Genomic DNA, 18,218 nt, shown 5'->3' on the forward strand with positions numbered 1-18,218 from the left:
CCAGGCCTGCTAGAGGCCCGTCATCAGTACCTTCTGGCAGCCTGCCGAGACACGCGGCAGATTTTGCCTCAGACAGGCAATGCCGCGGCCGCCGCCGAGTGGGACCGCACCGCAGAGCCTGCGAAAATCACCGCCGCAGGTTTCCCGGATCACGAACAGTTCCTCGCGCGGCGAAAAGGCAGGCATGGCTGTAGGCTGGTTGGCTGGCGGCATTTCCGATGCAACCGGAGCCCCTGCCGGGATCGACCCACCGGTGCTTCCCAGGCCCCCGACCGCCTGTTGACATGAGGCCGAAAGCGAATTGCTGTGCGTTTGCAGGCAGGAAAGCGCCTCAGCCCCGCCGGGCGTCACACCGCCACATTGCGCCATGAAATCGGAGCTGCAAGCGGACTTGATCGCATTGTGCTGCGCTTGAGTGGGCGTACTCGGCTGCGTAGTGGCGGCGGCAACGGGCGCTGGCGTGTCCGGTTTCGTCTCGGCAGGTGTGACTGAGGTTGGTTTCGGCTTGGCGGGACTAATGGCCGATACGGCCTCCCTGCAATTTGCGGAGAGAGTCGCACTATGCTGTTGCAAGCAAGTGAGAGCCTCCATGCCTCCAGGTGTCACACCCGAGCATTGCGCAATGAAATCGGAGCGGCAGGCGGACCGGATTGCGTTTCGCTGCTCTGTGGTTGGCTGTTGCGCGGTCGCAGCGCCCACAAGCCAGAGAAATGCGCCGAGCGCATGCAGAGTGACCACGGGTACGATCACCCGCGGAAAACGAGATGAGAATCTATGCATTGCTACCCCCGGCAAGTCTTGTTCTGTGTCGGCGCGACGGCCCGGCTGCGGTGAAACTCGCAACAAACGCAACAAATCCGGCCCTGCGCCGTGCTGAGGCTGTATATTAGCACATTGTTGTCGCGTGAGCCTAGAGACTGCCGCGCTTGGGAACGACAACCGACGCCTGGGCTGCTTTGATGAATTCCGGGCCGGATGCCTGGGGCACTATGCGGTCGAACCCCAACGAGCAGTGCATGTCAGCGTTATACTGTGCGGCCCCTCAAGATCGGCTTCGTGACATTCTATGAGTTCCACGACGGCGTCCATGAAGGCGACATGGTCAAGGCTTAGCGTCGTGAGGTCATTGCAGTCCCACGCGGCCATGGCGATGCCGTCCTGGCCGACGATGGCGATGTCGGTCGGTGTGCTTTTGCCAAGCACACGTCGCGCCGCGTCGCGTGCGCCTATTGCCATGACGTCGTTGCCGCAGATGATGGCGTCGACCTTGGCGCGATGAAGCAACAGCACCGCTTCCTTGAAGCCGGAATCATAGCTGTAATCACCGAAAGCCTCCGCCTCGATCGACAAACCGCGCTTGGCCAGCGCGTCGGCGAACCACTTGCGACGCAGCTTGTCGATCCAGCTCGACTTGGTACCGGACAGATAGGCGAAGCGCTTTTTACCGTCGCGCGCGATCTTGTCGATGATCTCGTCGGCTGCGGCAGAGCCGTCGATGCGGATATTCGAAACGTTTTCGTTCTCAAGCGGCTCGAAGGACACGATGATCGGCTTCGTCGTGTGAAAGATATCGACCGCATCCTGCATGGATACCATGTCGGAGAAGACGACGACATGATCGACCTGATAGGTCGACGCAAGGCGCATCAGTTGCAGCCGGTCATCGTGATCGGCACAGCATAGAATGATCGGCAGCAACTGCCGGGCTTGCAGGCGGTGCACAAGAAGCTGTTGCTCCTCGGCTTCGCAGGGGTTTCCGATCGCGTTGACGACCAACGCCACGAGACGGGAGCGTTGATTGTTTAGCGAGCGTGCAATCGCATTCGGCTGGTAGCCGTACTCACGGGCAACCGCCAGGATACGGTCGCGCGTGGCACTGCCGATCCGTGAATCGGGTGAGAAGGCTCGCGAAATCGTCGCGGAGGACACCCCGGCGAGCTTCGCCAGTTCCTTCGAGGTGATCCGTCGCTTGCTCATTTCCAATATTCCGTACGCTATGCGGCGATTTTGACGGGGAAACCGTCGGCTGCAGCCGATTCCTTGATTGCATCCCATAGCCTAGCGAAACGCAGGCCCATTTCAACGGAGCCGGTGTTTTCCATCGTGCCGCCGCGTATGGCCAGGAAATTTTTCATCGGGTTGCCAAGGATCTCGGCCTCTTCCCGCGGTTCGCTGACCTGGCCGACGCTGATTTCGCGCCAGCCGCCCCATGCGTCTATCCGCACGATGGCCTTGGAATAGAAGAACGTAATGTAGGAGGCGCAACCCGGAGGTCCCTCCCCTGCCGCTGTGAGCGTCGCCAGAGCGCCGTTCTTCAGGCGCGCGGACACGGCGGTGGCGATATCCACCTTCTTGCCATGGTTGTTCATATACGCCGAGACGCTGTCGAAATCGGAATTCGCAAGCAGGCAGACTGTGTTCATCATGTGCGCGCCGGTATCGAACATGAAGCCGCCACCGGCGATAGCGGGCTGCTGCTTCCAGTGCCCATCGTAGTTGCCCGACCAGCTTTCCCAGATCATCCCGGAGATCGCGATGAGCTCACCGAACTCTCCGGCAAGAGCGCGTCTGCGCGTGTCAATGACCAAAGGAGAAAGGCCACCCTGGAAGGCGGTGACAATGGTTGCACCGCTCTTCTTCTGTGCGGCGATCAGTGTCTCGGCTTCGGCGACTGTCGTGACCATCGGCTTTTCAAGGAAGAGGTCGAGACCGGCCTCCGCAACCGCTGCTGCCTGTTCGCCGTGGAAGGCGTGCGGCGTCGAGACATACACGATATCCAGGTTTTCGCGGCACATCGAAAGCATTTCGCGGTAGTCCTCGAAACTCCTCGGCTCTGCGGCGCCGGCAGCGACGCAGACATCGATCAGTCGCTGGCGCGAGGAGGCGGTCGTATCCGCGAGCGCGACGAATTCGATCTCGGGCATCCTAGCCCAGCTCGCGGCATACTCAGCCGCCTTCAAGCCGGCGCCGATGACGCCGAGCCGCAATTTCCGTGACATGCTGGTTCCTCCAAACTGCTTTGTGTATACGATTACACAAACGATCGTTTGAAGGCAACGTGTATTAAAGCGAATAAAAACATATAGTTGGTCAAAGGACAAGAATCTTTTGAAAATCCATCTTGCCTGAAAATGGAATGCGTGTACATTTTCGCTCATGGTGCTGGAGGGCGCCGAAAAGCCAAAAAGGGAGGACTTCCGTTGAAGAAGACGGTCATTGGTGGCCTGTGCGCCATTTTGCTTAGCGCCGTTTCGACGCTGGCGCATGCAGAGACAATCCGAATTGCAAATCATGGCCAGGCCGGCATCGACGCGATGAAGTCGACGGTCGAGGCGATCGAGAAGAAATACGGCGTGACCGTCGAGGTCGTCGAATACCCGGCGCCGGACAAGGATTACCTCACGAAGCTGCTCACCGAGCTCGGCGCGGGCAATGCGCCCGACCTTTTCACCATCCCGACGACAGCTGCGGTCGCCGATATGGTCGCCGCCGGATACCTCGCGCCGGTCACCAAGGAAATCAATGCCTGGGATGGTTATGCCAATTTCTATGACGTGGCGAAGCAGCTCGCCACCAGCCCCGACGGCGAAACCTATGTGATGCCGTTCATGCTCGGCATCCAGGAAATCTATTTCCGCAAGGATGTACTGGAAAAGGCGGGGATCTCGACCGAGCAGCCGAAAACATGGAAGGATCTGCTGGATCGCGCGGCCGAGGTGAAGCAGAAGACCGGCGCTTATGGTCTGCTCTTTCCCGCGGGCGTTTCCTGGGGCAGCGGTGCGTTCGATGAAGGCTTCCAGCACCTGCTCGTCGGTTCCAAGACGCCGCAGCTGGTCGATGCCGATGGCAAGCTTGATCTCGGCGGTGAAGGCGTCAAGGACGTCTTCGGCGTCTACAAGGAGCTGATCGACAAGGACCTGATGCCGACGCAGCCGCTGCTCGGGCCGGAACCTTGGGTCGTGCCCAAGTATGAAATGTTCCCACAGGGCAAGCTGGTGGCGACCACATGCGGCTCGTGGTGCTACATCTTCGACTGGGGCCGCGAGAGCAAGAACCCGATCCCAGACGTCACCAAGATCGTCGGCACCTGGACTGTTCCGGGCCAGGATGGCGGGCAATACGTGCTGGCCAACCTTGCCGCTCCGTGGGCCGTCAACGCCAAGTCCGCGAATGTCGAGCTTGCCACGAAGGCACTGATGGAAATCGGCTCGGTGGAAACCCAGGTTTCCTATGCCGCGCGCATCGGCAATATTCCCGCCAGTAAGGATGCGGCAAAGAATGCCGAGTTCCAGAAGCTGACGGAACTCGTTCCGATCCACGCAGCCGCCGGCAATGGCGTTTTCCTCAAGCAGGCGTCCGGCTTTGGCATCGTCGCTGAAGGCGTGGCCCGTGCAACCGAAGCGCTGTTGCGCAAGGATACCGACGCGGCCGGCGCTCAGAAGATCCTTGTCGACTACGTTAAGGAAACCCTCGGCGACGACGCCGTCAAGTAAGCCTCAGGCTTTTCAACTTCCGCCCAAGACGGAGGCGCGGCGCATTGGCCGCGTCTCCGATCATCAGACAAGGTTGTGAGCTTCATGGTCCTCAATTCTCACGAACGGCGCGTCGAGCGCCAGCTGCTCGTGATCCTGCTGCCATCACTGGTGTTGCTTCTGGCCTTCGTGATCTATCCCGCGCTATATTCCGTCTACCTGAGCTTCACCAACGAAGCGCTGACGGGGGCTGCCGCCCTTCGACCGCGCTTTGTCGGCATTCGCAACTATGCGCGACTCCTCAATGACGCGAAATTCTGGAACGCGCTGCTCGTCACCTTTTTCTTCGTGATCGGTTCGGCCGTGATCGGCCAGTTTGTTCTCGGGTTGATCTCTGCCATGGCGCTACGCCGGAACATTCGTTTCCGGCAGATATTCTCGTCCATCATCCTTTTGCCGAACGCCGCGCCCGAGGTTGTCGCCGGCTTCATGTGGATTTCAATGCTCGCGGGCGGCGAGCACGCCACGCTCAGCCGCATCGTCAGCTTCTTCGGTGTCACGCCGGCCGATTGGCTGCAGGTCTTTCCGCTGTCGATGATCATCATCGTCAACACCTGGCGCGGCATCGCGACAGCAATGATACTGCTGACGGCGGGTCTCAGCACTATTCCCAGCGAAATCTACGAGGCGGCGCGCATGGATGGCGCGACCCCTTCACAGATGTTCCGCCGTATCACCCTTCCGCTGATGATGCCGACAATCCTGCTTTACATGCTGATCTCGGCCGTTTCGACGATCGCCGTATTCGGCCTCGTCTATGCGCTGACACGCGGTGGTCCGGGTGGAGCGACCGAGGTCATCAGCATCTACATCTATAACCAATCGTTCACGGCATTCCAGCTTGGCTATGGCGCAGCGGTCGCGGTGGTTACTTTGCTGATCTCGCTGATCCTCGGCATCGGCTATGTGCGGTCCATGAAGGTGGAGGTCTGACATGGCTGCAATCTCTCCGACAGAAAATGCGAACAAGACCCGTTCGGATCTGCTTGCCTATGCGACACTGTCGTTGATCTCGATCTTCTGCGCTGTACCTTTCTTCTGGGTGCTGCTGGCGTCCCTCGATGGCAACGCGCAGCTGTTCCTGCGGTGGCCGGAGCAATGGACGGTTGCCAATTATCTGCGCGTCTTCACCAAGGAGGATGGAGCGAAATGGCTCTTCAATTCGCTTTTTGTGGTTGGTGGGGCGACCGTTTTGGTCATGGTGCTCGCCGGCCTCGGCGGTTATGCGCTGTCACGAACGCGCGCCTGGTGGAAGCTGCCGTTTCTTTACGCGATCCTGCTGATCCGTGTGCTGCCACCGACCGCGCTTGTCGTGCCGCTCTATAAGTTCCTTTTGACGCTGAACAACATAGAAGGCGCCATTCTTAGGCCGATCTTCGGCGGATACACCCGGGCGATCATGCGCTGGACGGGCTTCATCGACGGCTATCTGGGCTTGATCCTGGTGCTGGCGACCATGCAGTTGCCGCTCGCACTGTGGATCATGAAAACCTTCTTCGATGGCCTTCCGCGTGACTACGAGGAGGCGGCGCTGATGGACGGGGCGACGTTGATGCAGCGCATTCGGCGGGTACTGATCCCGCTGGCGCTGCCGGGCCTCGCCGCTGCCGGACTGTTTGCCTTCATGTCGGCATGGGGCGATTTCCTGCTGCCGCTGATCTTCCTGTCGTCTCCGGAGCTGCAAACGCTGCCGCTCGGTCTGTTTCGCGCTTTCCTGCGCATCAACGAGATCGACTACGGCCTGCTGGCCGCCCTCGCCTTCATCTATCTCCTACCGGCCGTTGTCGCCTTCGGCTTCGCGCGACGCTTCCTCGTCCAGACCTTCGCGGGCGGCGTCAAAGGCTGATATCCAGAAAGAGCTTCAACGATGATCAATCTCAAGAACGTTCGCAAATTCTACGGCGCCCTGGAGGTTATCAAGGGGGTTGATATCACGGTGGAGGATGGCGAATTCGCGGTATTCGTCGGCCCGTCCGGCTGTGGGAAGTCCACGCTGCTGCGCATGATTGCTGGCCTCGAGGGCATTGACGATGGAGACCTCATTCTCAATGGCCAGCGCATCAACGACGTGCCGCCGGACAAGCGCGGAATTGCCATGGTGTTCCAGTCCTATGCACTTTATCCGCATATGACCGTGGCGCAGAATATCGGCTTCTCACTGAGCCTCAAGAAGGTGCCGGAGGCGGAAATCCGGAAGCAGGTTGAAGGCGTCGCCGAGATATTGCAGCTGACCGATTATCTGGACCGGCGTCCGGCCGCACTCTCGGGAGGGCAGCGGCAGCGTGTCGCGATCGGCCGCGCGATCATCAAGAAGCCGTCGCTGATCCTCTTCGATGAACCACTCTCCAACCTCGACTCCGCGCTTCGGGTCCAGATGCGCGCGGAATTGCAGCGCTTGCATCGGGAGCTGAAGGCAACCGTCGTTTACGTGACCCATGACCAGGTCGAGGCCATGACTATGGCCGACCGGATCGTTGTTTTGAACAAGGGCGTTGTCGCACAGCAAGGTGCGCCGATGGCACTATACCATCAGCCCGAAAACGAGTTCGTCGCGACTTTCATCGGCTCACCGAAGATGAACACGATTCCGGTCACGATCACAAGGCCGTTGGGCGGGAAGCTTCGGGCGGAAAGTCCGATCGGTCTTGCACTGGACTTCGCAGACACGAACGGCGCGGTGCCGCAAGGGGAAGCGACGCTGGGCATCCGGCCGGAACATCTGAAAATCGCCTCCGAAGCACAAGGCAGCTTTTCGGCCGAGGTCGTCATCGTGGAGCGACTCGGCGTCGAGACCTACCTGACCGTCGGTTCGCCGGAACAACCAATTGTCGTTCGCGCTGATGGCGATATCCCGGTTCGGCCCGGCGATCGCGTAGCGCTGAAAGCGGACACGTCCACCTGCCATCTTTTCGATTCCGCTGGACGATTGATCCGCGCGGCACAAGCTTCATAACATCGAGGACATCATGACAATCAAGGTCACCATCTGGAACGAAGGACGCCACGAGCAACTGCACAAGGAGGTACAGGAGATCTATCCGGATCGGATCGACGGCGCGATTGCGGCAGGCATCCAGCATCCTGATTTCGAGATCCGCCGGGGTACGCTCGACGATCCCGACGAGGGTCTCCCCGACTCCGTCCTGAACGATACCGATGTGCTGCTGTGGTGGGGGCATATGGCCCACGAGGATGTCAGCGACGGACTGATCGACCGCGTGCAGCAGCGCGTACTCAAAGGCATGGGCTTGCTGGTCCTTCACTCGGGCCATCATTCCAAACTTTTTCGCCGGCTGATGGGCACCAATGCCAACCTTTCCTGGCGTGAGACGCCGGAGGGAGATCTCGAACGAGTCTGGGTGATCAACCCGTCGCATCCGATTGCCGAAGGGCTACCGCCCTTTTTCGAGGTGAATGCTTCGGAGATGTACGGCGAGCCCTTCGATATTCCGCAGCCGGACGAGCTGGTCTTCATTTCCTGGTATTCAGGCGGTGAGGTCTTCCGCAGCGGCTGCACCTTCCAGCGGGGCCGCGGACGTATTTTCTTCTTCAGCCCGGGTCACGAAAGCTATCCGATTTACCACGACAAGACGATCCACAAGGTCATCTCGAACGGTATCCGCTGGGCGAAGCAGACCCATACGGATGGCCGTGTTCTGGAGAATTGGCACCGGGCGGAGCCTATCCACAATCGTCCGGCGAAGAAGGCCTGATCGCGTTTATCGCGCCATGCCTTATCGGGCCGACAACGGTTAAGTCCGACAATTCGATCTGCCATGACGGGATGGATGGACGCGGGTGCCGCAGGGCACCCGCGAACGGTTTAAGCCAAGAAGATCGCGCGCAATCGCGCGAATAGCCCCGGCCGCTCCGTGGCGACCGCCGCGCGAATGTGCCGAGCTGCCGCCGAGGCGCTGACGGTGGCGCCGAAATGGCAGTAGCAGATGATGTCATGCAACTCTTCGTCAGCGAGCTCGAAGAACCGCTTCGTCTCGCCGTAGGTATCATTCTGCAATCCGGCGGCCCGCAGGATCGGATCCTCGAAGGCGACGGTGAGCGGTGAGTTGTCACTTCGCATGAGCGCGGTGACGCAGGCAGGCTGGTGCTCCGTCTGGTAGAGTGTTGCGAGGCGGCGGTGCGGACTCCGTTCAAGGTCTTGCGCCCAGCGTTGCAAGCGCTCGCCACGCAACATTATCCGTTGCGAACACGCTGGTTCGATCTCCGCGATGTTCTGCAGTTGCTCCAATGTCTGATGTTTCATTGTGGGCTCCATTCGACTGATGGTTTGCGCAGCCCCATTGCAACATGCGCCCTTGTAAACGGAGCTAGCGGACGGGGCGGGTCAATCAAGTCGTGTCGAGTATGAATTCGCATGCCTGCCCTGCGTGACGACCAGGTAACATTGGAGCGACCCAAGACCGGCAGTTCCCCGCGGGGAACAGCGATGGGGCACCTCAGTCGCGGCGCGATTTTGCGTGGCCGCAGCCCTAAATTAACGCCAAATCAGTCGACGAATTTAGACGAATCAGTGATGATCAGGTTCCGATCCGGCGCTGACGGCCCATTTATCAAATTGTGCGCTGTTGCCTTGCGTTCCCATCACCACCCTTCGAAAGAAGGAAGTGGCTGTAGGCCGTAGAGGAAGCTAGGTGCTGATTTGCTGCCGTAACGGTAAATATCTATGGTTAACCAGAGGTTTAGCAGGCCACAAGGATCGATCGCCATCCGCCGTTCTAATGTGATCTGTCAATCGTTACGTGCGGTTCTGGTGCTTTTACCGCGATCCGCGGTGCCGGCTCAGCACACTGTCCGGAACCGTTGCGCGCAGGTTGACAGCACCTCTTCGCCTGGCCTTTTCCACCAGTTTGCAGCCGAGAAGATTTCGACCTCCTGTGGCCCATGATAGCCGGCTGTCTCGATCATTCCGCGAATACGCTTCAAGTCGATAACACCATCACCCATCATGCCGCGATCGAGCAACATATCTGTCGTCGGGACCAACCAGTCGCAGATGTGATGGGCGAGAATACGCCCGGAAGCGCCGGCGCGGGCGATCTGCTGTTCGAGTTTGGGATCCCACCAGACATGATAGACGTCGACGGCAACGCCTATGCCATCGCCCAGCAGGTCGCAGATGTCGAGCGCCTGTTCGAGTGTGTTCACGCATGCGCGGTCGGCGGCATACATCGGGTGCAAGGGTTCGATGGCGATGGGAACGCCGGATGCCCGGGCATGCGGCAGGATCGCAGCGATGCCATCGGCGACCATCTCGCGTGCGTGGGGAATGTCTTTCGAACCAGTCGGTAGACCGCCGACGACGAGGACAAGGCAGTCTGCATTCAGGGTCGCAGCCTCGTCGATCGCTTTCTTGTTGTCGTCGATGGCAGTAGCGCGCCCGACGGCGTCGGCCGCCGGAAACATGCCACCGCGGCAAAGTCCGGTCACCCTCAGCCCGTTGTCGGTGACAATGCGGGCTGCCTCTGCAAGGCCGATCGCATGGACCTGATCGCGCCAGGGCGCGATTGCCGAGATCTTATGCGTGAGGCAGGCATCGACGGCCTGTTTCATGTTGTACTGCTGTCGGACGGTCGCAAGATTGATCGAAAGGCCGTCGATTTCCATGGATGCTCCTCCCGCTTCGCTAGCCGCGAAGCGTTGCGTTGATTCCTAGATGCCTGCAGTCGCCAGAATCGTCTTCATGCGGTTTGCAGCCATATCCGGATCCCTCAGGACGCGTGCCTCGTCGGCTAGACGGAACAGTTCTGCCAGGTGGACCACGGAGCGCGCGCTCTGCTGGCCTCCCAGCATCTGGAAATGGTTCTGGAATCCGTTCAGGTAGGCGAGGAAGACGACGCCGGTCTTGTAGAAGCGCGTCGGCGTCTTGAAGATATGACGCGACAGCGGCACGGTCGGCGCGAGGATGTCGTGGAACCCCTTGATGTCGTCCATTGCAAGCTTTTGAAGAGCGGCGCTCGCTGCGGGCGCTATCGCATCGAAGATGCCGAGCAGCGCATGCGAGTGGCCCTGCTCATCGCCGGCAATCAGTTCGGCATAGTTGAAGTCGTCGCCGGTATACATCTTCACCGCCGGATCGAGCCGCCGTCGCATGATGATTTCCTTCTCCGCGGAAAGCAGGGAAATCTTCACTCCGTCGACCCTGGCGGCGTTGTCGTTGATGATCGCGATCGCGGTCTCCATCGCGCGCAGGTCGTCCGACGAGCCCCAGTAGCCGGCCAAGGCAGGATCGAACATGTCGCCGAGCCAGTGGATCATGACCGGCTCGCGGACCTGCCGCAGGATGCGCGCGTAGACGCGAGCATAGTCGTCCGGGCTTTTTGCCACCGCCGCCAGTGCGCGGCTCGCCATCAGGATGACCCGCCCGCCCTGCCCCTCGACATAGGCGACCTGCTCCTCATAGGCGCGGATCACGTCGTCGATAGTGACGTCAGGTCCCGGTGCCAGGTGATCTGTTCCAGCACCATACGCAATCAGTGCGCCCGGGCGTTTGCGCGCCGCCGACTGGACGTTGGCGATAAGTTCCTTGGCGCCGGTCCAGTCCAGCCCCATGCCCCGCTGGGCGGTATCCATGGCCTCGGCGACGCCGAGGCCGAGGTCCCAGAGATATTCGCGAAATGCAATCGTCCGCTCCCAGTCGATATTGCGATCGATCCAGGGATCGTTGTCGGCGAGCGGATCGACGACGACGTGGGCGGCAGCGTAGGCCACACGGTTGAATGCGGGCTCGCCGGCGGCACGCCGCGGCGGGGCAATCGGGGTGTTGGCGGTCGTATAGTCGAGCAGTTTGCCGCCGGAGACGGGAAGGCGAAGGGTGGCTGGCATGGCGTCACGCGACCTTGCGAACGGGTGTCTCGGCGAGCGACGGTACGTCGACCCAACGCCGTTCCTTCCAGCTCTGATGGGCCAGTTCGGCAAGCTGCACGCCCTTGGCGCCTTCGCGCAGCGTGAATTTCCACGGGGCATCGTCAACGACATAGCGGAGGAAATCCTCCCATTGCGCCTTGAAGCCGTTGTCGAAGACCTGCGTTTCCGGGACCTCGTCCCAGGTCTTGTAGAAGTCGATCGTTTGCGGCTGGTCCGGGTTCCACACCGGCTTCGGTGTGTTGACGCGATGCTGCGTCCAGCACTTCGTCAGTCCGCAGGCCGCCGAGCCATGTGTGCCGTCGACCTGGAAGGTGACGAGGTCATCGCGACGGACGCGCACGGCCCAGGACGAATTGATGTGCGCAACGATACCGCCTTCGAGTTCGAAGGTCGAATAGGCGGCGTCGTCGGCATCTGCCCGGTAGGTCTTGCCGCTTTCATCGACGCGGCTTGGGATATGGGTCGAGGCATAGCAACTGACGGCCTTCACTTCGCCGAAGAGGTTGTCCAGCACATAGCGCCAATGCGGCAGCATATCGAGGATCATTCCGCCGCCGTCTGCCGCGCGATAGTTCCAGGAAGGCCGCTGCCCCTTCACGCCCCAATCGCCCTCGAACACCCAGTAGCCAAACTCGCCGCGCACCGAAAGAATCTTGCCGAAGAAGCCGCTATCGCGCAGCAACGCAATCTTGCGCAGGCCCGGCAGGTAGAGCTTGTCCTGCACGACGCCGTTCTTGACCCCGCGCTGCTCGGCAAGGTCTGCCACGGACAGCGCCTCGCCAAGCGTTTCCGAGATCGGCTTTTCGCAATAGACATGCTTGCCGGCCTCGATGGCCCTCTTCAGAAGCGATACGCGCATCTGAGTCGAGCCGGCGTCGAAGAAGATACTGTTGTGCGGATCGGCCAAAGCACTGTCGAGGTCTGTCGTTGTGCGCGTCAGACCATGCCTGCGGGCGATCGCCTCGATCTTGTCGGCATTTCGGCCAACGAGGATCGGATCGGGCATCAGCCGGTCGCCGTTCCCGAGTTCAAGTCCTCCCTGCTCCCGGATCGCAAGGATGGACCGCACCAGGTGCTGGTTGTAGCCCATGCGGCCGGTAATCCCGTGCATGATAATGCCGAGCGATTTTACAGCCATCTGCCTCTTCCTCCCAATAAATAACCAGTTAGTTACATAACTGACACGCCAGAATCGTGCTGTCAACCGGGTGAGAGATAAGGACCTCGATCGAAAATGCCGAATGCAGCGACCGTGGAGCGCGGCCGTTAGAGGCTATTGGACCCAAGGGTCGGAATCGGCTCCCCATAGATAGAGCTGGCTACCACGAGTGGACCAAACTGCCGCATCAGGATGACGAAGAGGCAGGAAATCGCGACGGCGGAAAACAGCGCAAATGTCAGGATCTGAAACGGCCCGAGCATCGCATTGGTGCAATTGCCTCATTGCCGTTTCCTGCTGCTCAATGCCACGCTTATCGGAGTGCACGCAGATGGTACAACGCCTACTCTCCCGCGTCAGCCGTGTTTGCACGGAGATTGATGCATGGCCGGGTACCGGCCGAAGGGAAGCGCCGGCCTGGCTAGCCGTTGTCATTTGCACATAAAAAAGGTGCCTGGGCTGTCTTCCGCCTCGCCAGCTTCATCACATACTCATCTGCCAGGTCGGCAACTTCGAGCGCTATCTCATCCTCTCGCCAGCCAGCGCGCACAGCTCCATCGATGAGCCGTTGCAACTCGCGTCTGAACACGGCACGACGCTCCCAGCCGCGGTTGCCGTCAAAGAACCCGTATTGTGGGGGGCGAATTTCCCTCATAGCCAGTTATGGCACAGTTTGGACACTTTTCAACCGCAATTGATACGATAAGTATCAAAGAATTAAGACGTAAGCCTATCTGAAGTTGAGTATGATAACGAATAAAACTTGAGATGGCGAGGATAGTTAGCCCGGTTGTGTGGTATTGGCGCATGTTTTTGTTGCGCGTGCCTGCTCCCGTTTTGTCTGCGGACATTCAATTTGCAGGTTGAGGCGTGACAGCGCTCGGCCAGTGTTTCCACGTCGTGCCATTCCTGGCGATGCAGCCCTATGCTTCGGCTATCGCGTTGGAGGAAATATCGTGCGTCGCCAAGAAGACGGGACTGCTCAACCTGACAAGAAACGCGTGAACCACTAGGTGCGTGCTATGACTTTATCAAGCCATGCCGCTGCCTCCGAGCCGGGAATGCCGAGATCCCGTACACTGCTCATATGGTTGCCCGCCGCGATACTGCTGCGGGTGGCGGGCAGGCCCTGACGGCTGAGCGCGGCCATAAATGCGTCCGCTTGCTGATGAAACGGTGGCGTTTCGTCGGCTCCTACCAGCAGCATGGCACTCGTCGACGGATCGTGGCGGCGCGTCATTGGGCTGAACTCGTCGACTTCCTTGTCGGTAATGCCGATTTCAGTGCGGAGGAAGGACGATTGAAGCGGCTTCAGATCATAAATCCCACCCAGGAGCAATGCAGCCTTTATTCCCGACGGCCGCTCCGTCTCGTTGAACAGAAACGTTGAGAGGTGTGCCCCTGCAGAGTGGCCGCTGACCGATATCCGCTCCGGATCCCCCCCATGCTCGGCGATCCTCTCAAGCACCCACTGCTTCGCACGCCGAACCTGATCCACGATTGTGACCATCCGCACGACCGGCATCAGCGCGTAGTCCACAATGACGGCGATCGCGCCGGCACCGGTGATCGTGTCCGCAACGTATGAGTAGTCGCGTTTGGAGAACATCCTCCAGTAGCCGCCATGTATGAACATGTGCACGGGCATTCCAGCTCTGCGATGGCGTGGAATGAACAGGTCCACGGTCTCGGTCGGGTCCGCTCCATAGGCAATGTCGGCGACCATTGGAATATCGGTGCGCGTCGCTTCGCTGCGCGCCTTGATATCCTTCACGATATCGTCGAAATCGGCGACATGATCGCGAATACGGAACAGATCTGCTGCCAAGGTCATGCTGCCTTTCAGATGGTGGCGGCGATGTATTTCGCCTCCATGAATTCCGCGATCCCATGGTGCTGCCCGCCTTCTCGCCCGAGGCCACTCTGCTTCACGCCGCCGAAGGGCGCGGCCGGGTCGGAAAGCAGGCCACGGTTGAGCGCAATCATCCCTGCCTCGACCTTTGACGCCACTCGCATGCCGCGCGCAAGATCCGCGGTGTAAATGTAGGCCGCAAGTCCATACTCCGTATTGTTGGCCCGTGCGATGACCTCGGCCTCATCTTCGAAGCGCGAAAGCGGTGCGACCGGGCCGAATATCTCCTCCTTCGCCATCTCTGCGGTCGTCGGGACATCCGAGAGGACGGTCGGGGGATAGAAGAAGCCTTTTTGCGCTGTGATCGTGCCCCCGCAAAGAACGCGCGCGCCGCGAGAAACGGCATCCTTGACGAGACGATCGATCTTGTCGACGGCCTTTCGCGTGATCATCGGGCCGCATTCTGTTGCGGCATCCGCGCCGGCGCCAACCCGCAGACCGTTCATCCGCCTGGTGAGGCCCTCTGCAAAGGCATCGTATATCCCGGACTGCACGTACAGGCGGTTAGCAGCCGTGCATGCCTCACCGGCGTTGCGCATCTTGGCGATCATCGCGCCATCGAGCGCGGCCTCGAGGTCCGCGTCGTCGAAGACGATGAATGGTGCATTCCCGCCCAGTTCCATGGAGCAGGAAATCACGTGCTTTGCCGCCTCGCCAAGCAACGTACGCCCGACCCCGGTCGAGCCGGTGAAGGAGAGTTTTCTCACTCGGGGGTCGCTCAGCATGGCTGCCGTAACCACACCGGGCTTGGACGTGGTAACCACGTTGACCACGCCTGGAGGTACGCCGGCCTCCTCGTAGAGTGCAGCCAGGGCATAGGCGGTCAGCGGCGTCTCGCTGGCAGGCTTTAGGATCACGGTGCAGCCAGCGGCAAGCGCCGGCGCAATCTTGCGGGTAGCCATCGCCGCCGGGAAATTCCACGGCGTGATCAGCACGCAGATGCCGATTGGCTGGTAGTCGACGACAATGCGGTTCGCGCCGGACGGCGATGTGCCGAACTCCCCGGTGATGCGAACGGCCTCTTCGGCATTCCAGCGGAAGAATTCGGCGGCGTATGCCACTTCGCCGCGCGCATCCCGCAAGGCCTTGCCGTTCTCGAGGGAGATCAATGTGGCCAGCGTCTCCGACCTTTCGACCATCAGTTCGAAGCAGCGGCGTAGAATCTCCGAGCGCTTGCGCGGCGGCGTTGCACGCCAGCTTTCCGCTGCTCGAGCGGCGGCCTCGACAGCCAAGGCGCCATCCTCCAACGTTGCATCGGGAACGGCAGCAATCACTGCTTCGGTGGACGGGTCGACGACGTCGATGCGTCCGCCATCGTGCGACGCACGCCACTGTCCGTCGATATACAATCCGTGGGAAAACGCATGGAAGTCCAAGGTTTCGGGGTCGGCTTTGATATTGTGCGAAGCGCTCATCGTTTTCTTCCTGATATTATAAAGCGGAGGCGGAGAGATCGCCATCGAATGCGGCCTGAATGAGCCGCCTCATGGCAGTGAGATCGAAAACGCGCGGATTGTTCTTGATCAACCGGTCGATGCTGATCGCCTGCTCCGCCGTCCAGTCGAGCTTGTCCGCCGGAAGTCCTAGCGCTGCAAGCGTTGGCGTGATTCCGATCGCGGCAAAGAGCCGGCTAACTTCCCGGATCGTCGCTTCAGCCATCTCGTCGGCGCCGCGCCTGTTCGCTTCGAGGCCAAGCGCAGCACCGACTTCGGCGATGTCGGCGGCGGCGACAGAACGGTTGTAGTTCATGACATAGGGCAACATTGTCGCCACTCCAAGTCCGTGGGCGGTGTGGGTGACCGCGCCGGCGGGATATTGCACGGCGTGCGCCGCCCCCGTGCCGGCGGTGCCGAAAGCACAACCCGCCGCGAGCGCGCCCATCATGACGTCCGCGCGGGCATCCTCGTCGGAGCCATCGACATAGGCTTTCTCGAGACTCCGTCCCAGCATCTTGATCGCCAGTAGCGCAAAATGGTCGCTCAACGCGCTCTTGCCGATGAACACATGCTTCTGCGCGAGGCCATGATCTGTACCCCTGCGCGCCGCCGTGAACGCTTCTATGGCATGGGTAAGGGCATCGGCGCCGGCGATGGCGGTCAGGGCTGGCGGGCAGCTTATGGTCAGGTCGGGGTCGCAGATTGCAACCGTGGCAATGAGATAAGGGCTGGAGATGCCGACCTTGAGCGTTCTGTCTGGATCCGAGATAACTGCTACCGGCGTCACCTCAGATCCAGTGCCGGCGGTGGTGGGAACCGCAATGACAGGCACGACCGGGCCAGGAATCTTGAACTCGCCGTAGTAATCCTGCAGCGAACCTCCATGGGCGATCAGCAGCGCCGCGCATTTCGCCATGTCCAGGCAGCTGCCGCCACCGATACCGATTACCATATCCGGCCCGAAGGGGCGCGCCGCCTCGACGCAGACGGCGACTGTATCACGTGGCACATCCGGCAAAACAGCGTCGTGCACCAGAACCTCAACCGAAGCGGCTTTCAGCGCATCGACGATTTCGCGAAACACCGCGGTGCCGGCAAACCGCTCGTCGGTACAAATGAGAGCCTTCGTACCGAGCTTCCGTGCGACGTCCGGCAGCGCATGACGCTGGCCTTTGCCGAACAGAATCTCGCGTGGCAGTCTTAACGCGGCGAACAGGGTCATCATTCATGTCCTTCGAAAACGGCGGAATTGGAATGCGGGAGTGCGTTGAGTTCAGCCCACAGGCGCGGATCTATCTCGAACCCCTGCGCCAGCGCGGCCTGGCGCCGGCGATGGGCACCATCGCCGGGTACCCGCACGGGCTTCTCGATTTGTGTAGGCGGTGATGCGCGGACTGCATCAAGGTAGGCCGAAAGCCGCATTGCGAGATCCGGCGCGGAGCCCATGTCGATCACAATCAGTAGGTCGCCCTTGTTGCAAGGCGCTTCGGCATCCAGCGTGCCCCGAACCTCGGGCGCCAACGCCGATCCAGCAAGAGCGGCGACCAGAAGCTCGATGGCAATGCCCAGGCCGTATCCTTTTGCATCCCCAAACGGCGCGATTGCACCTAGTTTTGCTCGTAGCGGATCGGTGGTGGGCCGGCCCTCGGCGTCACGCGCCCAGCCTTCCGGAATTGGCCGACCTGTCGCCGCGTGGTGATGGATCTTTCCCATCGAGACATTGCTGGTGGCGAGATCCAGCACCAGCGGTTGACCGGCTGTCGGCACGGCGATTGCCAGAGGGTTGGTGCCTAGCATCGCCCGTGTACCTCCGTATGGATGGACCAACGCTTCGCTCGACGACATTGCTATGCCGATGAGGCCGCGGGCGGCGACCTGTTCAACGTAATAGGCCAGCATTCCCAAGTGATTGCTGTTGCGAATGGCGGCAAGTGCGATCCCCGAGGAGAGGACGCGATCCATCAGCCGAGCAAGCGCGTCCATTGCCACGACCGGGCCCAGCCCCGCGCCGCCATCCACCTCCAGCACCGCATCGGACCTCCACTTATAGACGCCCTTAGCCGATGGCGCGACCAAGCCGCGCTCAATGCGACGGAGCACGCGCGGAAGGCGTTGCAGCCCGTGCGAGGGATGGCCCTTGAGTTCAGCTTCCACCAGTACGCGCGCTTGGAGAGCGGCGTTTTCCGGGGGGACGTTCCATCCCTCCAGCAACCGTTTCCCGAGCGCGAGTGCCGTCTGCCCCGATACCTTCACATTCTCTCCCTATATAAAATCCTATAGGATATAGTATTGCATTG

17 protein-coding genes are annotated in these 18,218 nt (G+C 60.5%); 6 read left to right on the forward strand and 11 right to left on the reverse strand.

Annotated features, from left to right (window positions below; translation table 11 throughout):
* Positions 1–9: 9 nt before the first annotated feature.
* From ASC90_RS17810 to ASC90_RS17820, 3 genes are all read right to left on the reverse strand, one after another.
* Positions 10–780: a hypothetical protein gene (locus tag ASC90_RS17810; RefSeq protein WP_056543000.1), complete on the reverse strand. Its 771-nt coding sequence runs from the start codon at positions 778–780 to the stop codon at positions 10–12.
* A gap of 207 nt (positions 781–987) precedes the next feature.
* Positions 988–1,986: a LacI family DNA-binding transcriptional regulator gene (locus ASC90_RS17815; RefSeq protein WP_156393041.1), complete on the reverse strand. Its 999-nt coding sequence runs from the start codon at positions 1,984–1,986 to the stop codon at positions 988–990.
* Between the two features lie 8 nt (positions 1,987–1,994).
* A complete protein-coding gene (locus tag ASC90_RS17820) occupies positions 1,995–2,999 on the reverse strand; it encodes a Gfo/Idh/MocA family oxidoreductase (RefSeq protein ID WP_056543004.1) in 1,005 nt (334 codons plus the stop codon).
* A gap of 201 nt (positions 3,000–3,200) precedes the next feature.
* Here ASC90_RS17820 and ASC90_RS17825 point away from each other — a divergent pair, with 201 nt between their 5' ends.
* From ASC90_RS17825 to ASC90_RS17845, 5 genes are all read left to right on the forward strand, one after another.
* Complete coding sequence (locus ASC90_RS17825; RefSeq protein ID WP_056543006.1) at positions 3,201–4,493, forward strand: extracellular solute-binding protein; 1,293 nt, start codon at positions 3,201–3,203, stop codon at positions 4,491–4,493.
* A gap of 84 nt (positions 4,494–4,577) precedes the next feature.
* Positions 4,578–5,465, forward strand: coding sequence for a sugar ABC transporter permease (locus ASC90_RS17830; RefSeq protein ID WP_056543007.1), 888 nt, complete (start codon positions 4,578–4,580; stop codon positions 5,463–5,465).
* A 1-nt stretch (position 5,466) separates the two neighbouring features.
* On the forward strand, positions 5,467–6,378 hold the full coding sequence (locus tag ASC90_RS17835) for a carbohydrate ABC transporter permease (protein WP_056543010.1): 912 nt from the start codon (positions 5,467–5,469) through the stop codon (positions 6,376–6,378).
* A 21-nt stretch (positions 6,379–6,399) separates the two neighbouring features.
* A complete protein-coding gene (ugpC, locus tag ASC90_RS17840; RefSeq protein ID WP_056543011.1) occupies positions 6,400–7,485 on the forward strand; it encodes a sn-glycerol-3-phosphate ABC transporter ATP-binding protein UgpC in 1,086 nt (361 codons plus the stop codon).
* Between the two features lie 13 nt (positions 7,486–7,498).
* A complete protein-coding gene (locus ASC90_RS17845; RefSeq protein ID WP_056543013.1) occupies positions 7,499–8,245 on the forward strand; it encodes a ThuA domain-containing protein in 747 nt (248 codons plus the stop codon).
* A 110-nt stretch (positions 8,246–8,355) separates the two neighbouring features.
* On the opposite strand, the gene ASC90_RS17850 is transcribed toward ASC90_RS17845, so the two are convergent.
* The 4 genes from ASC90_RS17850 to ASC90_RS17865 form a co-directional block, all read right to left on the reverse strand.
* On the reverse strand, positions 8,356–8,793 hold the full coding sequence (locus tag ASC90_RS17850; protein ID WP_056543015.1) for a hypothetical protein: 438 nt from the start codon (positions 8,791–8,793) through the stop codon (positions 8,356–8,358).
* A 536-nt stretch (positions 8,794–9,329) separates the two neighbouring features.
* Complete coding sequence (locus ASC90_RS17855) at positions 9,330–10,154, reverse strand: sugar phosphate isomerase/epimerase family protein (protein WP_056543017.1); 825 nt, start codon at positions 10,152–10,154, stop codon at positions 9,330–9,332.
* Between the two features lie 45 nt (positions 10,155–10,199).
* Positions 10,200–11,372: a dihydrodipicolinate synthase family protein gene (locus ASC90_RS17860; RefSeq protein WP_056543020.1), complete on the reverse strand. Its 1,173-nt coding sequence runs from the start codon at positions 11,370–11,372 to the stop codon at positions 10,200–10,202.
* Positions 11,373–11,376: 4 nt separating this feature from the next.
* On the reverse strand, positions 11,377–12,552 hold the full coding sequence (locus tag ASC90_RS17865) for a Gfo/Idh/MocA family oxidoreductase (protein ID WP_056543021.1): 1,176 nt from the start codon (positions 12,550–12,552) through the stop codon (positions 11,377–11,379).
* A gap of 891 nt (positions 12,553–13,443) precedes the next feature.
* On the opposite strand from ASC90_RS17865, the gene ASC90_RS30290 reads away from it, so the two are divergent.
* Positions 13,444–13,578: a hypothetical protein gene (locus ASC90_RS30290; protein WP_280138331.1), complete on the forward strand. Its 135-nt coding sequence runs from the start codon at positions 13,444–13,446 to the stop codon at positions 13,576–13,578.
* 4 nt (positions 13,579–13,582) lie between these two features.
* On the opposite strand, the gene ASC90_RS17875 is transcribed toward ASC90_RS30290, so the two are convergent.
* From ASC90_RS17875 to ASC90_RS17890, 4 genes are read right to left on the reverse strand one after another with little or no spacing between them, the layout of a single operon-like run.
* The gene (locus ASC90_RS17875) at positions 13,583–14,407 is read right to left on the reverse strand and encodes an alpha/beta hydrolase (protein ID WP_056543024.1); all 825 of its coding nucleotides are present in this window, start codon (positions 14,405–14,407) and stop codon (positions 13,583–13,585) included.
* Positions 14,408–14,415: 8 nt separating this feature from the next.
* The gene (locus ASC90_RS17880) at positions 14,416–15,900 is read right to left on the reverse strand and encodes an NAD-dependent succinate-semialdehyde dehydrogenase (RefSeq protein WP_056543026.1); all 1,485 of its coding nucleotides are present in this window, start codon (positions 15,898–15,900) and stop codon (positions 14,416–14,418) included.
* Between the two features lie 16 nt (positions 15,901–15,916).
* Entirely contained in the window at positions 15,917–17,143 is a 1,227-nt protein-coding gene (locus ASC90_RS17885) for an iron-containing alcohol dehydrogenase (protein WP_056543611.1), read from the reverse strand.
* Positions 17,143–18,174, reverse strand: coding sequence for an Ldh family oxidoreductase (locus tag ASC90_RS17890; RefSeq protein WP_056543028.1), 1,032 nt, complete (start codon positions 18,172–18,174; stop codon positions 17,143–17,145). Before ASC90_RS17890 ends, ASC90_RS17885 begins: the two co-directional genes overlap by 1 nt.
* Positions 18,175–18,218 lie beyond the last annotated feature (44 nt).

The sequence above is a fragment of the Rhizobium sp. Root1220 genome (genome assembly GCF_001426265.1).
In the GTDB taxonomy this organism is placed as follows: Bacteria; Pseudomonadota; Alphaproteobacteria; order Rhizobiales; family Rhizobiaceae; genus Rhizobium.

What these genes read in the sequence shown, in the direction of transcription:
- ASC90_RS17880 (WP_056543026.1), bottom strand. Translation starts at nt 15,900, where the DNA reads ATGAGCGCTTCGCACAATATCAAAGCCGACCCCGAAACCTTGGACTTC.
- ASC90_RS17855 (WP_056543017.1), bottom strand. Translation starts at nt 10,154, where the DNA reads ATGGAAATCGACGGCCTTTCGATCAATCTTGCGACCGTCCGACAGCAG.
- ASC90_RS17865 (WP_056543021.1), bottom strand. Translation starts at nt 12,552, where the DNA reads ATGGCTGTAAAATCGCTCGGCATTATCATGCACGGGATTACCGGCCGC.
- ASC90_RS17845 (WP_056543013.1), top strand. Translation starts at nt 7,499, where the DNA reads ATGACAATCAAGGTCACCATCTGGAACGAAGGACGCCACGAGCAACTG.
- ASC90_RS17835 (WP_056543010.1), top strand. Translation starts at nt 5,467, where the DNA reads ATGGCTGCAATCTCTCCGACAGAAAATGCGAACAAGACCCGTTCGGAT.
- ASC90_RS17820 (WP_056543004.1), bottom strand. Translation starts at nt 2,999, where the DNA reads ATGTCACGGAAATTGCGGCTCGGCGTCATCGGCGCCGGCTTGAAGGCG.
- ASC90_RS17850 (WP_056543015.1), bottom strand. Translation starts at nt 8,793, where the DNA reads ATGAAACATCAGACATTGGAGCAACTGCAGAACATCGCGGAGATCGAA.
- ASC90_RS17885 (WP_056543611.1), bottom strand. Translation starts at nt 17,143, where the DNA reads ATGACCCTGTTCGCCGCGTTAAGACTGCCACGCGAGATTCTGTTCGGC.
- ugpC (WP_056543011.1), top strand. Translation starts at nt 6,400, where the DNA reads ATGATCAATCTCAAGAACGTTCGCAAATTCTACGGCGCCCTGGAGGTT.
- ASC90_RS17830 (WP_056543007.1), top strand. Translation starts at nt 4,578, where the DNA reads ATGGTCCTCAATTCTCACGAACGGCGCGTCGAGCGCCAGCTGCTCGTG.
- ASC90_RS17875 (WP_056543024.1), bottom strand. Translation starts at nt 14,407, where the DNA reads ATGACCTTGGCAGCAGATCTGTTCCGTATTCGCGATCATGTCGCCGAT.
- ASC90_RS17860 (WP_056543020.1), bottom strand. Translation starts at nt 11,372, where the DNA reads ATGCCAGCCACCCTTCGCCTTCCCGTCTCCGGCGGCAAACTGCTCGAC.
- ASC90_RS17810 (WP_056543000.1), bottom strand. Translation starts at nt 780, where the DNA reads ATGCATAGATTCTCATCTCGTTTTCCGCGGGTGATCGTACCCGTGGTC.